At 70.8% G+C, this 15265-nt stretch carries 14 protein-coding genes; 6 read left to right on the forward strand and 8 right to left on the reverse strand.

The annotated features are described in order from the left end of the window. Nucleotides 1-132: 132 nt before the first annotated feature. Complete coding sequence (locus tag DS837_RS17875; protein ID WP_149165995.1) at nt 133-1215, reverse strand: LacI family DNA-binding transcriptional regulator; 1083 nt, start codon at nt 1213-1215, stop codon at nt 133-135. 207 nt (nt 1216-1422) lie between these two features. Between DS837_RS17875 and DS837_RS17880 the strand changes: the two genes are divergently transcribed. The 6 genes from DS837_RS17880 to DS837_RS17910 all read left to right on the forward strand — a co-directional run bounded on the left by DS837_RS17880 (nt 1423) and on the right by DS837_RS17910 (nt 9570). After that, nucleotides 1423-3267, forward strand: a complete 1845-nt coding sequence (locus DS837_RS17880) for a glycoside hydrolase family 2 protein (RefSeq protein ID WP_211102297.1) — start codon at nt 1423-1425, stop codon at nt 3265-3267. 14 nt (nt 3268-3281) lie between these two features. Then, on the forward strand, nt 3282-4274 hold the full coding sequence (locus DS837_RS17885; protein WP_149165997.1) for a TRAP transporter substrate-binding protein: 993 nt from the start codon (nt 3282-3284) through the stop codon (nt 4272-4274). A gap of 52 nt (nt 4275-4326) precedes the next feature. Beyond that, on the forward strand, nt 4327-4836 hold the full coding sequence (locus tag DS837_RS17890; RefSeq protein WP_149165998.1) for a TRAP transporter small permease: 510 nt from the start codon (nt 4327-4329) through the stop codon (nt 4834-4836). Nucleotides 4837-4867: 31 nt separating this feature from the next. Continuing rightward, on the forward strand, nt 4868-6169 hold the full coding sequence (locus DS837_RS17895; RefSeq protein ID WP_149165999.1) for a TRAP transporter large permease: 1302 nt from the start codon (nt 4868-4870) through the stop codon (nt 6167-6169). Nucleotides 6170-6235: 66 nt separating this feature from the next. Further along, the gene (locus DS837_RS17900; protein ID WP_149166000.1) at nt 6236-8614 is read left to right on the forward strand and encodes a glycoside hydrolase family 31 protein; all 2379 of its coding nucleotides are present in this window, start codon (nt 6236-6238) and stop codon (nt 8612-8614) included. Nucleotides 8615-8898: 284 nt separating this feature from the next. After that, on the forward strand, nt 8899-9570 hold the full coding sequence (locus DS837_RS17910; RefSeq protein WP_149166001.1) for a TerC family protein: 672 nt from the start codon (nt 8899-8901) through the stop codon (nt 9568-9570). A 103-nt stretch (nt 9571-9673) separates the two neighbouring features. Here DS837_RS17910 and DS837_RS17915 read toward each other — a convergent pair whose 3' ends face one another. Genes DS837_RS17915 through DS837_RS17945 form a run of 7 tightly spaced genes read right to left on the reverse strand, consistent with a single transcriptional unit; the run spans nt 9674 to nt 15262 of the window. Continuing rightward, on the reverse strand, nt 9674-10021 hold the full coding sequence (locus DS837_RS17915) for a RidA family protein (protein ID WP_035680290.1): 348 nt from the start codon (nt 10019-10021) through the stop codon (nt 9674-9676). A gap of 42 nt (nt 10022-10063) precedes the next feature. Then, nucleotides 10064-10843, reverse strand: a complete 780-nt coding sequence (locus DS837_RS17920; protein ID WP_149166002.1) for a transporter substrate-binding domain-containing protein — start codon at nt 10841-10843, stop codon at nt 10064-10066. A gap of 35 nt (nt 10844-10878) precedes the next feature. Next, a complete protein-coding gene (locus DS837_RS17925; protein ID WP_170295897.1) occupies nt 10879-11253 on the reverse strand; it encodes a RidA family protein in 375 nt (124 codons plus the stop codon). Nucleotides 11254-11291: 38 nt separating this feature from the next. Further along, the gene (locus DS837_RS17930) at nt 11292-12419 is read right to left on the reverse strand and encodes an NAD(P)/FAD-dependent oxidoreductase (protein WP_149166003.1); all 1128 of its coding nucleotides are present in this window, start codon (nt 12417-12419) and stop codon (nt 11292-11294) included. A 17-nt stretch (nt 12420-12436) separates the two neighbouring features. Continuing rightward, on the reverse strand, nt 12437-13855 hold the full coding sequence (locus DS837_RS17935) for an FAD/NAD(P)-dependent oxidoreductase (protein ID WP_247890003.1): 1419 nt from the start codon (nt 13853-13855) through the stop codon (nt 12437-12439). Further along, on the reverse strand, nt 13852-14148 hold the full coding sequence (locus tag DS837_RS17940) for a (2Fe-2S)-binding protein (RefSeq protein WP_014199018.1): 297 nt from the start codon (nt 14146-14148) through the stop codon (nt 13852-13854). The genes DS837_RS17935 and DS837_RS17940 overlap by 4 nt, the downstream gene beginning before the upstream one ends. Further along, nucleotides 14129-15262: an NAD(P)/FAD-dependent oxidoreductase gene (locus DS837_RS17945; RefSeq protein ID WP_149166004.1), complete on the reverse strand. Its 1134-nt coding sequence runs from the start codon at nt 15260-15262 to the stop codon at nt 14129-14131. Before DS837_RS17945 ends, DS837_RS17940 begins: the two co-directional genes overlap by 20 nt. Nucleotides 15263-15265 lie beyond the last annotated feature (3 nt).

Genomic DNA, 15265 nt, shown 5'->3' on the forward strand with positions numbered 1-15265 from the left:
GAAGGCGGCGGCCACCTGACACGCTGTCCACGCCCACCCGCGCCATCTGGCCCACTCGAGTGGGTACTGCCGCAAAGCCCAAGCCATGTATCGGTCCGACTGCTCATCGACTCACGGGGTTCGGAGCTTGGCTCAACTCCCCGAGACAGGTGCAGTCTCGCCCGGCAGACGGCGATTGCGGATGGTCAGCTGGTGGGCCAGGAGCAGCGGGGCCGGCCGCTCCTCTCCGTCCCAGAGCCGGTGCAGCATCCCCACAATGGCCGGGCCGAAATGGTCGGACGGCACGCGGACCGAGTTCAGCCAGTCGGCGATCCAGGGGTTGATCGGGTTGTCGTCGAAGCCGAAGAAGGCCACGTCGCCCGGCACGTCCAGCCCAGCCTCCCGGGCGCGACGGTAGGCGCCGTAGGCCAGCAGGTCGCTCAGGCAGACGATCACCGGCGGGCGGTCCGGCCGCTCCAGCATCGTGCCCATGGCGTGATAGCCGGCCACGATGTGATCCAGCCCCGGCCCGGTGGCGCAGGGGATCGCCGCCGTGTCCACCCCCGCCGCGGCCAGCCGGTCGAACAGCCCGAGCAGGCGCCAATGGCCGGCGGTGCGGTCCAGCGAAGCGTGGAGGACGCCGATGCGACGCACCCCGCGCTCCAGCAACCGGTCGGCGATCTCCGCCCCGGCCCCGGCGTTGTCGAGTCCGACATAGGGCGAGAACGGGTCGCCGGGGTCCGGGCGGTTCACGAAAACCAGCGTGTCGCCGGCGGCCCGCGCCTCGTCCAGCGCCGGGCTGTCCACCGCCCCCACCAGGATCATCGCGCGGACGAGCTGGGCACGCATCTCGCGGATGTACTCGTCCTGCACGTCGGCGCGCTCGTGCGTGTCGCACAGCGACATCACCAGCCCCTCCCCGCGCAGCGACCATTCGATGGACGAGGCGATGGCCGCCATGGACGGATTGGCGAGATTCGCGGCCAGCACGCCGACGATGCGGCTCTCCCGGCGGCGCAGCGCCCGCCCGACGCTGCCGGGCCGGTAGCCCAGCTCGCGGATCGCCGCCCTCACCCGTTCCGCCGTCTCCTCCGTCGCCTTGTTCGCGACGCCGTTGATGACGCGCGAGGCGGTGGCGACCGACACCCCGGCGCGGGCCGCCACCTGGGCGAGCGACGGGGTGAGCGACGCACGCTCCGTGCGCGAGGCGCGCTTGCGGTCGGCTGGCGGGGGCATGGCACCTCGGTCTGCGCAAGAGGGTTGGCGGTCGACGGCGGCGTGAAAACCGGTTGCGTAGAGATGCACGCCCGCCTATTGTTTCCGCAAGGGTAATCGATTTCCCTCGACGGTGACATCGCTATCGACGCCGGCGGATGGACGAATTGCTCACCACGCCCCTCCCACGAGGCGGGCGCGGACAAGAAAATGAGGGAGAGGACGCTCATGACAGCCGAAGGCGCCGACCGCGCCACGGTCGTTGACCCTTACGACCATCTTCATGACGAGCGCTACGCCGACGCCTTCGCCCGCGGGCGGGTGGGCGCCGCAACCCTGGTGACCGTCGCCGGGCGCGCCGTCGAATCGCTGGATGGCGACTGGCGCTTTACCATTGATCCCCACGACGAGGGGCTGCGCCAGGGCTGGTACGCCGACGAGCCAGTGCCGGCCTCGGACTGGACCGTCCCGCGCGATTACGACGACGGCGCGTGGCAGACCGCCCCGGTCCCCGCCTGCTGGAACATGCTTCGCCCCGAGTGGCGGCATTACGAGGGCGGGGCTTGGTACACGCGGACGCTGGACCACACACCCGGCGAGGCCGGGGAGCGTACCGTCCTGCACATCGGCGCCGCCGCCTACGAGGCGCGCGTCTTCCTCAACGGCCGATTCCTGGGCGCGCACCGCGGCGCCTCGACGCCCTTCTGCGTCGAGCTGACCGGGCATCTGCGCCCCGGCCCGAACCGCCTCCAGATCCAGGTCGACAACGCGCGCCGGACCGACCGGGTGCCGATGCGCCACACCGACTGGTTCAATTACGGCGGCCTCTACCGCTCCGTCGCTCTGCTGCGGCTGCCTCCGGTGTTCATCCAGGATTTCGGCGTGGCGCTGGTTCCGGGCAGCGGCTTCCGCCGCGTCGCCGTGGACGTCACCCTGTCCGACCCGGTGGACGGCACGGCGACCGTCGCCATCGACGGGCTGCTGCCGCCCTCCCCTGTTCCCATCACCGCCGGACGCGGGCGGGTGGAACTGGACCTCGCCCCGGAGCTGTGGTCGCCGGACTCGCCCCGCCTCTACGGCGTCACCCTGCGCTTCGGAAACGATTGCGTGGCCGACCGCGTCGGCTTCCGCGAGATCGCCGTGGCGGGGGAGCGCATCCTCCTCAACGGGCGCGACATCACCCTGCGCGGCGTTTCCGTCCATGAGGACGACCTGTTGCTCGGCAAGACCAGCAACGAGGCGGACATCCGCCGCCGCTATGCCGACGCCAAGGCGCTGGGCTGCAATTTTTTGCGCCTCGCCCACTACCCGCACGACCCGCGCGCGGCGGCCATCGCCGACGAGGTCGGGCTGATGCTGTGGTCGGAGATTCCCGTCTACTGGGCCATCGACTTCGCCAACCCCGACACCTACGAGGACGCCGCGAATCAGCTCGCCGAGCTGATCGCCCGCGACCGCAACCGGGCCAGCACGATCCTGTGGGGCGTCGGCAACGAGAACGCCGACACCGACGCCCGCCTGTCCTTCATGGCGCGGCTGGCCGCGCTGGCGCGCCGGCTGGACCCGACGCGGCTGGTGACCGCGGCCTGCCTGATCGACCGCGAACGCTTCGCCATCGCCGACCGGCTGGCCGACCATCTCGACGTGATCGGCCTCAACGAGTATTTCGGCTGGTACGAGCCCTCCTTCGACGGGCTGCGCCGGCTCCTCGCCAACTCCGCCCCCGGCAAGCCGGTCGTCATCTCCGAATTCGGCGCCGACGCGGTGGCGGGCTTGCGCGGCGGCCCGCGCGACCTCTTCACCGAGGACTGCCAGGAGGCGGTCTACCGCGAGCAGCTCGCCATCCTCGCCACCGCCCCCTACGTGCGCGGGATGACGCCCTGGGTCCTCTACGACTTCCGCACCGAGCGGCGGCAGACCGCTTTCCAGCGCGGCTGGAACCGCAAGGGGCTGATCGCCGAGGACAAGACCACCCGCAAGCGCGCCTTCGCCGTCCTTGCGGACCATTACCGGGCGATGGCCGACGCCGAGGCGCCCGCATCGCCGCACACCGATACAGCCAAATCACGATAACCGGAGGAACCGTCATGTTCGCGTTGAACCGCCGCCACGCCGCCCTTCTCGCCGCCGCCGTCGCTGCCGTCATGGGCCTGACCCTCGCCGGGCCGGCCGCCGCCAAGACCACGCTGCGCCTCGGCCATGGGCTGGCCAAGGGCCACCCGGTGGACGTCTCGCTGGACGAGTTCGCCAAGCTGGTGCGCGAGCGCAGCAAGGGCGATCTGGACATCAAGGTGTTCCCCGCCGGCCAGCTCGGCCAGCAGCGCGAACTGATCGAGCAGATGCAGAACGGCGCGCTCGACCTCGTGCACGCCAACGCCTCGCCGCTCGCCGCCTTCGAGCCGGGCTTCGGCGTCTATGACATGCCCTTCCTGTTCCGCGACAACGACCACTTCTTCAAGGTGGTCGACGGCCCGGTCGGCGAGGAGATCCTGGCCTCCAGCCGCGCCAAGGCGTTCGTCGGCCTCGCCTATTACGACAACGGCACGCGCAGCTTCTACGCCAACAAGCCGCTGGCCAAGCCGGAGGATCTGAAGGGGCTGAAGGTCCGCGTCCAGCCCGGCCCGATCGCCACCCGCATGGTCAACCTGCTCGGCGCCACCGCCACCCCGCTGTCCTGGGGCGAGGTCTACACGGCCCTGCAATCCGGTGTCGTGGACGGGGCGGAGAACAACGTGACCGCCCTGACGCTGGCCCGCCACGGCGAGGTGATGAAGGTCTACACCCGCGACGAGCACACCCGCGTTCCCGACGTGGTGCTGATCGCCACCGCCACGCTGGATCGGCTGAAGCCGGAGCAGCAGGAGCTGGTGCGCCAGGCGGCCCGCGACAGCGCCAAGGCCCACAACGCGCGCTGGGCGGCCGAGCTGGAGAAGGCCGAGGGCGAGGCGGCGAAGATGGGCGTCAAGTTCGTGGACGCCGACAAGGCGGCCTACCGTCAGGTCGTGCAGCCCATGTACGACGACCTGAAGGGCACCCCGGCCCTCGCCACGCTCGCCGACCGCATCCAGGCGGTGAAGTAAGTCCCCGTCCCTCTTGTCCGTCCGCCCGCCGCGTCGCAGAAGGAGCGCACCCATGCTGGCAACCGTCCACCGCACGCTCGACCGGTTCGTGCTCGCCATCACCGTACCGCTGACGGTCGTCATGCTGGGCTGCGTGGTGTGGCAGGTCGTTGCCCGCTACGCGCTCAACGTCTCGACGTCGGCGACGGACGAGATCGCCCGCTTCGCCTTCATCTGGGTCAGCCTTCTGGGGGCGGCCTATGTGCTGGGCAACCGCGGGCACATCGCCATCACCGGGCTGGTGGATCTTCTGCCGGCCCGGCCCCGCGGGGTCGTGGAGATCGCCATCGCGGCACTGGTCGCCCTGTTCACGGTGACGATCCTGTGCGGCGGCGGCTGGCTGCTGGTGGACAAGGCGCGCATGCTGGGTCAGGTGACGCCGGCGCTCCAGGTGCCGATGTGGATGGTCTACGCCGTGATCCCGCTGTCCGGCGCGCTGACCCTCGTCTACACGCTGATCGCCCTGCTGGAGAGCCTGCGCGAAGGGCCGGGCGTGACCAGCCACGCCGTCTCGCTCGACTGACGCCCACCCCTTCCGTCGCGGAAACGCAGCCATGGACTTCTCCCCCGCCCTCGTTCTCAGCGCCGCCTTCGTCGCCCTGCTGGCCTTCGGCGTGCCCATCTCCTACGCGACCGGGCTCGCCTCCATCACGGCGCTGCTGACGATCATGCCGCCGCTGCCGGCGATCTCGGTCACGGCGCAGCGCATCGCCACCGGCCTGGACAGCTTCGCCCTGCTGGCGATCCCCTTCTTCTTCATGGCCGGATCGATCATGAACCGGGGCGGCATCGCCCGGCGCCTGATCGACTGCGCCAAGGTCTTCGTCGGCTGGATGCCCGGTCCGCTGGCGCAGATCACCATCCTCGCCAACATGATGTTCGGCTGCGTGTCGGGGTCGGCGGTGGCCGCCGCCTCGGCCATCGGCGGCACCATGCAGCCGTCCATGGACAAGGCCGGCTATGACCGCAGCTACAGCGCGGCGGTCAACATCTCCTCCTGCATCACCGGACTGCTGATCCCGCCATCGGGCGCCTTCATCGTCTATTCGCTGGTGTCGGGCGGCACCTCCATCGCGGCGCTGTTCGTCGCCGGCTACCTGCCGGGCATCCTGCTCGGCCTGGCGGTGATGATTCCGGCCTGGATGATGGCGAAGAAGCGCGGCTACGCCCGCCTGCCCTCCCCGACCCTGTCGCAGTCGTCGCGCGCCCTGCTGTCCGCCCTGCCCAGCCTGGGGCTGATCGTGGTGGTGATCGGCGGCATCGTCGGCGGCGTCTTCACCGCGACCGAGGGATCGGCCATCGCGGTCGTCTACGCGCTGGCCCTGGCGCTCGCCTACCGGGAGTTGTCGGTGGCCGACATCGGGCAGATCCTGGTGGACACCATCGTCGCGACCGCGGTGGTCGCGCTGATGGTCGGCACCTCCATGGCGATGGCCTACGTGATGTCGCTGGCCGAGATTCCACAGATCATCGGCGACTGGGTGCAGTCGGTGTCCGGCAACTGGATCATCGCGCTTCTGCTGGTCAACATCGTCCTGCTGCTGATGGGCACCTTCCTGGACATCACGCCGGGCATCCTGATCTTCACCCCGATCTTCCTTCCGGTGCTGGTCGAGCTGGGGGTGGACCCGGTGCATTTCGGGGTGATCCTGGTCTTCAACCTGTGCCTGGGCATCGTCTCGCCGCCGACCGGCAGCGCCCTGTTCATCGGTTGCGCCGTGGCGCGCGTGTCGATCGAGCAGGTGATCCGGCCCCTGATCCCCCTCTTCGCCTGGAGCACCGCAGCGCTGCTGATCGTCACCTACGTCCCCGGCCTGTCGCTCTGGCTGCCCCGCCTCTTCGGCCTCATCAAGTAAGCCGCGCCCTGCCCTCAGGATCGGCCTTCCAACTTCAGGTCTCATGACTTCAGGAGTTCATGCGCCATGCGTACGCTGACCGGCGCCTCCCTCGCTGCGCCCGCCCCGTCCCGCGATGGGGCGGAAACCGGCCCCCGGGGGATCGCCTTCGACCTCGACCGCGGCTACCGCCTGACCCTGTTCCCGCTGGGGCCCGCGCTGGCGCGCGTCCTCATCGAGCGGCCGGGCGGGCTGCGCACGCCGCGCACCTGGTCGCTGGCGCCCGAGCTGTCGGGCCAGACCGACCCCGCGCAGGCCGACCCCATCGACGGGCGCGACCGCCGCGACCTGACCGGCTTTCCCGGCACGCCCGCGGCGGTCGAGGAAAGCGCCGACAGCGTCACCGTCACCACCCCCGGCTGGCGCGTCGTGGTCCAGCGCTCGCCCCTGGCATTGCGCTGGTACGAGCCGGCGGCCGAGGGCGACGGCTGGCGGCTCGTCCTCGCCGACCGGCCGACCCAGCCCTACCTGTTCGACGACCGTTCCCCGCGCTTCGCCCACCATCTGGTCAGCCACGCCGGGGAGCGTTACCACGGCTTCGGCGACAAGAGCGGCGGCACCGACAAGCGCGGCCGGCGCCTCGCCATGGGGACGACCGACGCGCTCGGCTACGACGCGGAGACGAGCGACCCGCTCTACAAGCACATCCCCTTCTGCCTCAGCGTGCGGCCGGAGCGCGGCGGCGCGGCGGTCGGCGTCTTCTACGACAACCTGTCGCGCGGCCTCTTCGACCTCGGCCAGACCATCGACGCCTACCACGGCGACTTCATCCGGTTCGAGGCGTCGGACGGCGATCTCGACTGCTACGTCCTGTTCGGCCCGAGCGTTCCGCAGGTCGTGGCGAACTTCACCGCCCTGACCGGCCGCACCTCCTTCCGGCCGCGCTGGGCGATCAGCTACTCCGGCTCGACCATGCAGTACACCGACGCGCCGGACGCCGGGGTGCGGCTGCTCGGGTTCCTCGACGCGCTGAAGGAGTACGGCCTGCCCTGCGGGTCGTTCCAGATGTCGTCCGGCTACACGATGATCGGCGACAAGCGCTACGTCTTCCACTGGAACCGCGACAAGTTCCCCGAGCCGGAGGCGGTGACCGCCAAGTTCGCCGAGGCCGGCGTCCATCTCGTCGCCAACATCAAGCCGGCGCTGCTCGACGACCACCCGAAATTCGCCGAGGTCCAGGGCTTCGGCGGCTTCGTGCGCGACAGCGACGCCCCGGACAGCCCGCAGATCACCCAGTTCTGGGGCGGCGACGGCGCCTATCTCGACTTCACCAACCCGGCGACCACGCGCTGGTGGATGGCCAACGTCACGCGGGAGCTGCTGGAGCGCGGCATCGGTTCGACCTGGAACGACAACAACGAGTTCGAGATCTGGGACGACGCGGCGGTCTGCGACGTCAACGGCCATGGCGGCACGATGGCGACGCTGCGCCCGGTGCAGACCCATCTGATGATCCGCGCCTCGCATCTGGCCCAGGTGGCCCACGCGCCGGACAAGCGCCCCTACCTGATCTCGCGCTCCGGCGGGCCGGGCCTCCAGCGCTACGTGCAGACCTGGTCGGGCGACAACCGGACGAGCTGGAAGACGTTGCGCTGGAACCTGCGCATGGGGCACGGCTTCAGCCTGTCGGGCCTGTTCGACTACGGCCACGACGTGGGCGGCTTCGCCGGTCCCCGTCCGGAACCGGAGTTGCTGATGCGCTGGATCGAGCAGGCGGTGTGGTGGCCGCGCTTCACCATCCATTCCTGGAACGACGACGGCAGCGTCACCGAGCCCTGGACCTATCCGGAGCTGCTGCCCCAGGTGAAGGCCGCGCTGGACTGGCGGGAGCGGCTGGTGCCGCTGCTCTACACGCTGCTGTGGCGGGCGCACCGCGACCACGACCCGGTGATGCGGCCGCTGTTCTACGACTTCCCCGACCAGCCCGCCGCCTACGAGGAGGAGGACAGCACCATGGTCGGCGACCGGCTGCTGGTCGCCCCGGTCCTCGACCCCGGCCGGACGGAGCTGGAGGTCTGGCTGCCGGCGGTGCCCGGCGGCTGGTACGACCTGCGCGACGGCAAGCGTTACGACGGCGGCGGGCGCGTCACCGTGGGGGCGCCGCTGGGGGTGTGCCCGGCCTTCGTCCGGGCCGGCACGCTGCTGCCGCTCGGCCCCGCCCCGTCCTGGGCGGAAGGCCCGCTGACCGTCCGCTGTTTCCCCGGCCCGGAGGGCTACGCCCCGCTGACCCTGTTCGACGACGACGGGGAAAGCGTGTGCCGCGACGAGTCCGTCTGCCTGCTGACCATCACCGGCACGGACGCGGCCGCCCTGTCGGTGAGCCGCAGCGGCGGCCGGGCGCCGCGCTGGACCGCCCTGTCCATCGAGACGGCGGACGGCACGCCGGTCGGCACTCTGCCCTTCTGAGCGAAACGGCGCGCCCGCGTCCATGGCCGGGGCGCGGGCGTGCCGTCCCCACCCCATACACGATCGCATGGCCGCCCCGGCGAAACCGGAGTTGTGGTGTCGGGAGTGTTGGTATAAAGACCGGCTCACCAGGCCGGGCCCCTCTGACAGTTCCCTGAACTGTGATGTCGGACTGGAGACATTCAGAGTGGCCCCCGCCCGCCCCTGCCGGCAGCGTTTCTGCCCTGTGCCTGGTCCCGCCCGTGGGTGCTGCTCTCTTGCCCTATGTAAGAGGAAGGCACCGCATGACCGATCTGTTCACAGCCGACGCGCTCGCCGCGCTGTTCCAAGTCATCGCCATCGACCTCGTTCTGGCTGGCGACAACGCCATCGTGGTCGGCATGGCCGCCGCGGCGGTGCCGCTGGCCCAGCGCCGCAAGGTCATCTTCTGGGGAATCGCCGCCGCCATGGGGCTGCGCGTATTCTTCGCCCTGATCACCACCCAGCTTCTCGCCATCATCGGCCTGACCCTGGCCGGCGGCGTCCTGCTGCTGTGGGTGTGCTGGAAGATGTACCGCGAGCTGCGCAGCCATGGCGCGGACGAGATCGCCCCCGACGAGGCGATGGACGCGCCCGACCCCTCGGGCACCGTCACCGCCGGTGTGGCGGGCAACGCCGCCGTCGCGGCGGCGGGGGCCACCACCTTCGGCGCGGCGATCTGGCAGATCGTGGTGGCGGACGTGTCGATGTCGCTCGACAACGTGCTGGCGGTGGCCGGCGCCGCCAAGGAACACCCGACCATCCTGGTGATCGGTCTGGTGCTGTCGGTCGTTCTGATGGGCGCCGCCGCCAACATGATCGCGCATGTCCTGCACAAGCACCGCTGGATCGGCTGGGTCGGCCTCGCCATCATCTCCTACGTCGCGCTCGACATGATCTGGCGCGGCAGCAACGAAGTCCTCCGCCACATGGCGTGAGGACATGGCGTGAGGCCGGCCGCCGATCACGGTCGGGCTCGTTGACCGGGGGCGCCCGCCGCACCATGACGGTGCCGGGCGCCCCCGTTCTTTTTATCCGCCGTTAAACAGCGGCCGTCACCACGACCTCGATCAGGATCGACGGGTCGCCCAGGTCGGCCACGCCGATGGTGGCGCGGGCCGGCAGGTCGTCGCCGTTCAGCCACTCCAGCCACGCGGCGTTCATGCCGTCCTTGGCCTTCATGTCGGTGATGAAGAGCTGGGCGGACAGCAGCTTCGTCTTGTCCGTCCCGGCCATGGCGAGCACGGCGTCGAGCTTCTTGCAGATCTGGGCGGTCTGCTCCTGCATGCCGACGCTGACGTCGTCGGCGATGATGCCGCCGAGGAAGGCGATGCCGTTGCTGACGACGACGCGGTGCATGATCTTGGTCTTCTCAACGCGCTTGATCACGAGAACTCTCCCGGTTTTGGTTGGTATCGGTGGGGTTGCGGGTCAGGGGGTGACGGTGAAATCGACGTACTTGGCGGCGATGCGGGCCAGGGTGCCGTCCTGGACGACCGATGCGATGGCGGCGTCGAAGGCGGCCTTGAGGTCGGCGTCCTCCTTGCGCAGGCCGACGCCCACGCCGGGGCCGAACACCTCGGCGTCGACCAGCGGCTTGCCGACGAGCTGGAGCGCCTTCGAGGCGTCGGCCTTCACCCAGTCGGACGCGGTGGCGCCGGTGGTGATGGCGGCGTCGATGCGCCCGCTCTTCAGGTCGGCCAGCAGATTCGACGCGGTGTCGTAGTTCTTCAGCGAGACCGTCTTGCCGAAATGCTTCTCGACGTAGCGGTAGTGGGTGGTCGAGGTCTGGGCGCCGACCGACTTGCCGGCCAGGGTGGTCTCGGTTCCATCGATGCCGCCGCTGGTGGCCGCCACGAAATAGGCCGGTACGACCATGTAGGGGACGGAGAAGGCGATGGCCTTCGCGCGCTCCGGCGTGATGTTCATGGTCGCCATGATCGCGTCGTAGCGGCGCGACAGCAGGCCGGGGATGATGCCGTCCCAATCCTGGGCGACCAGGGTGCAGCGGCGCTTCATGCGCTCGCACAGCGCGTTGGCCAGCTCGACCTCCAGTCCGCCGAGCGTGCCGTCGGGGGCGGTCATGTTGAAGGGCGGGTAGGCGCCCTCCGTCGCGATGCGCAGCGGCGGACCATCGGCGCGCGAATCCGAGGGGACGGCCGCCGCGAGGGCACACAGGCTCATCGCCAGCCCGAGGGCCAGACGTTTCATGATGGACTCCGGTTTGGAAAGTCAGTGAAAGCTGGTCAGAGGGCGGCGATCACCTGAATCTCGACCAGCAGGTCGGGGTCGGCGAGCCTGGCCTCGACGGTCGCGCGGGCCGGGGCGTTGGCGCGGTCGACCCAGGCGTCCCACGCCGCGTTCATCGCCGCGAAGCCGGCCATGTCGGCGAGATAGACGGTGGCGGTGAGCAGCCGGCTCTTGTCGGTGCCGGCGCGCTCCAGCAGAACGTCGATCTGGCGCAGCACGTCGCGGGTCTGCGCCGTCACGTCGTGGGTGACGCCGCCCATCGCCTCGAAATCGGCGATCTGGCCGCACAGATAGACGGTGCCGTTGTGTGCGCCCTTGTGAACGACCATCTCGCTCATCCGCGGGCCGCAATCGAAACGCTGAATCGTCAAAACATCGGTCTCCTGAAAAGGCCGCTCCGCCGGAGCGGTCACGCGGCGGCCGCCGTGTGGTGGAATCGCTGGATGCGGAAGGCGTCGATGGGCAGGTCGGTCGCCCCGCGGGTGATCAGGTCGGCGGTGATCCGCCCGACGATGGGGCCGAGCTGGAAGCCGTGGGCGGAGAATCCGAAGGCGTGGAACACCCCCTCCTCCGTGCCGCTGGGGCCGATCACCGGGATGTCGTCGGGCATCCGCGCCTCGATCCCCGCCCAGGAGCGGACGACGGTGGCGCTGCGCATGATCGGGAACAGGTCCCACACCGTGCGGGCGTTGGTGGTGACGTTGGCGAAATCCAGGTCCGTCCGGTTCTCGTCGCGGTAGGCGCGGCCCAACAGCCCGCCGCCGATCAGCACCGTCCCATTGGGAAACTGCTTGAAGGACAGGGTGCGGCCCGTCGCCCCGACCACCGGCTTCAGGAAGGGCGGCACGCGGGCGGTGATCATCAGCATGGGGGCGATGACCTCCAGCGGCACCGGCTCGCCGAGCTGGGCGGCCAGCCGGTCGGCCCAGGCCCCGGCGCAATTGACCAGAATCGGCGCCTCGTGCGCCACGCCGTCCGCCGTCTCCACCCGCCAGTTGCGGCCCGAGCTGGCGACCCGCGCCACCGCCGCCCCCTCGTGGAAGCGGGCACCCAGGCTCTCCGCCTTGCGCTTGAAGGCGAAGGTCGTGCGGTAGGGGATGGCCGCCCCGTCCCGGCGCGACACCAGCGCGCCGAGGCAATGCTCCGCGATGGACGGGACGAGGCGGCGCAGTTCCGCCTGATCCACCACCTCCTCGTGCGTGAAGCCGAGTGCCGCGAGCTGGGCCGCCCGCTCCCGGCAGGAGTCCAGTTCCGCCTCGGTCTCCGCGACCTTGAGCTGGCCGTGGCTTTCGAAGCCGCAATCGTCGTCCACGAGGTCGCGGATGCCGTGCCACAGCGCCATGGAGGCGACGGACAGCGGCACCTCCGCGGCGTGGCGGCCGAGCTGGCGCACCCCGCCGGCGTTCACGCCGGAGGCGTGGCGGCCGATGTGGTCCTTCTCCAGCACCAGCGCCCGGACCCCGCGCAGGGCGAGGTGCAGCGCGGTGGAGCAGCCGTGCAGGCCGCCCCCGACGATGATGACGTCCGGCTCCGGCATGGCGTCCCCCTGCCCCGTCAGTGGTGCATCACGGCGGCCACCTCGTCCTCGGCCTTGGGCAGCGAGGCGAGTTCGGCCAGCGTGATCGGCTTCACCGGCGGGCGCAGCCGGTAGTAGCCGACCTCCGCCGGGGAGACGCCGCGGGCGTCGGCGATGACCTCGACCACGGTCGGGCCGCACAGCCGCCCCTGGCACGGCCCCATGCCGCAGCGCAGGAAGGACTTGGTCTGGTTCGGCCCGCTGACACCCAGCTTCACGGCGTCGCGCACCTGCCCCGCCGTCACCTCCTCGCAGCGGCAGACGATGGTGTCGTCGGCGGGGACGCGGAAGTCCTGGCCCGGCCGGTAGAGCGAGTCGAGGAAGTCGCGGCCGCGCAGCGCCCGGTCCAGCGCCTCGCGGTGCGGGGCGGCGTCGCGGTCGCGGGTGGCGCGGTCGATGGCGCCCAGCCGGTGCAGGGCGTCCAGCGCCGTCAGCCGGCCGCGGTGCTCCGCCGCCAGCGCGCCGCCGATGCCGGCCCCGTCGCCGGCGATGGAGACTCCCGCCACCGACGTGGCGCCCCAGCCGTCGACGTCCGGCACCCAGCAGCGCTGCGCCTCGTCCCAGGACTGGGCGCAGCCGGTGGCGTTGGCGAGGTTGATGTTGGGGATCACTCCGTGATGCAGCAGGAGCGTGTCGGCCGGAAGACGCTGCTCCGCCCCATTGCCCTGGCGATAGACGACCGACTGCACGCGCCCGTCGCCCTCGGCGCGCAGGGCGGAGACGTTGCCGATCACCTTGACCTTGCGCCGGACCTCCAGCAGCAGTTTCAGCCCCTTGCCGACATAGCCGGAGCGGGCGAAGGCCGGCAGGAGCGGCATGGCCTGCCGCCAGTTCTCCCGCGGCGTGGTGTCGAGGATCGCGTCGATGCGCGCGCCGGCCCGCAGATACTGCCAGGCGAGCAGCCAGAGCAGCGGCCCGGTGCCGGCCATGACCACGCCGCCCGAGGCGACGAGGCCGGAGGTCTTCAGCAGGATCTGCGCCGCCCCGGCCCCCATCACGCCGGGCAGCGTCCAGCCGGGAACCGGGAAGGGCCGCTCCAGCGCGCCGGTCGCCAGGATGACGTGCCGCGCCGGCAGGATGCGCGCCGCACCGTCGCGCGACAGGCCGATGTCGAGCGTGCGCGAGACGCTCCACACCGCGGCGCCGGGCAGGTAATCGGCGCCGCTGTCGCGGAACGGCCCGACCAGATCGGCGCCGTGCCAGTAATCAGTCCCGAGGACGCTGGGATTCTTCACCGGCGAGCGGGTGATGGCGCGGTAGATCTGGCCGCCGGGGGCCGTCTGCTCGTCGAGCAGAACGGTGGACAGGCCGCGGCGGGCGGCCAGCGTGGCGGCGGCGAGGCCGGCCGGGCCGGCGCCGATCACCGCCAGATCGTAACGAGGCTTCAAGTCGGTCACCGCTCGATCTCCCGCTTGCCGTTCTGGGTTTCCACCCGCATGCCGGGGCGGACGCGGATCTGGCAGCCCTGCTGGTTGCCGGTGCCGTCGATGGTCACCAGACAGTCGAAGCACACGCCCATCATGCAGTAGGGCCCGCGCGGGGCGCCGGACACCGGGGTGGTCCGGCAGGCGCCGACCCCGTTGGCGATCAGGGCGGCGGCGACGCTGTCGCCGGACAGCGCCTCGGCCGGGCGGCCGTCGATGGTGAAGGAGACGCGCTCTCCGCCCGCGTCAGGCAACCGCTGGAACATGGAACCTCCGGGCGCTGAAGGCCGAGAATTCGTCGGGCAGGGTGCCGGCGGCGATGTGCGGCGCCAGCGCCAGCGCGTGGTTGGCGGCGAGCGTCACGCCGCTGTGGCAGGTGGCGACAAAGGCGCCGGGCATGGTGGTGGACTGCTCGTAGATCGGGAAGCCGTCCGGGGTCAGCACGCGCAGCGCCGCCCAGGTCCGCACCACGTTCAGTTTGCCGAGCAGCGGGAAGATGCGCAGCGCGCGGTCGGCGATGGTCGAGGTGACGCCGTTGCGCACCGTGGTGTCGAGCCCGGCATCCTCGAAGCTGTCGCCGATCATCACGCCGCCCTCGTCGGTCTGGCGGATGAAGCCGACCGGGAAGTTCAGGAAGGGGGCGGTCTTCTCCGTCACGATGATGTGGCCGCGCTCCGGTCGCACCGGGGCGTCGAGCCCGACCATGGGGGCCAGACGGCGGGCGTCGTGGCCGGCGGCGATGACCACCTTGCCCGACCGCAGCTCGTCCCCCGAGGCGGTGACCATGCGGAATCCGCCGTCGCGCGGCTCGATCCGCTCCACCCGGTGGTGCGGACGGTAGGAGACCCCGGAGAGGCTCATCCCGCTGTGCAGCGCGCGCAGCAGCTTCAGCGAGTTGCAATGGCCATCGAGCGGGCAGTAGCTCGCCCCGACCACATCCTTGCCGATGAAGGGCATCTCCTTCGCCACGGCAGCGCGGTCCATCATCTCGTAGTCGTAGCGGACGACGTTCGGCTGGTTGTGCAGACGTTGGAGCTGGCCGGCGCGCCGCTCCATCTCCTCCTCCGACAGCAGGGGCAGGAAGCCGCCCGGCCGGCGGTAGCACACGTCGATCCCGGTCTGCTCCTGAAGCCGCTCGGCGAAGCCGGTCCATGTGTCGGAGGACATCTTGGTCCAGCCGGCGTATTCCGGCAGGCCCAGCCCCTTGCCCTGCACCCAGACCAGGGCGAAGTTGCCGCGCGACGGGCGGACGGCGACGTCCCCCTCGTCGAGGACGGCGACCGTCTGCCCCTGCTGGGCGAGGCCCCAGGCGATGGCCGACCCGACCAGCCCGCCGCCGATCACGGCGACGTCGCAGTCGGACCTCGTTAACTCGGTCATGGT

It is taken from the genome of Azospirillum brasilense, assembly GCF_008365405.1.
GTDB lineage: Bacteria > Pseudomonadota > Alphaproteobacteria > Azospirillales > Azospirillaceae > Azospirillum > Azospirillum brasilense_D.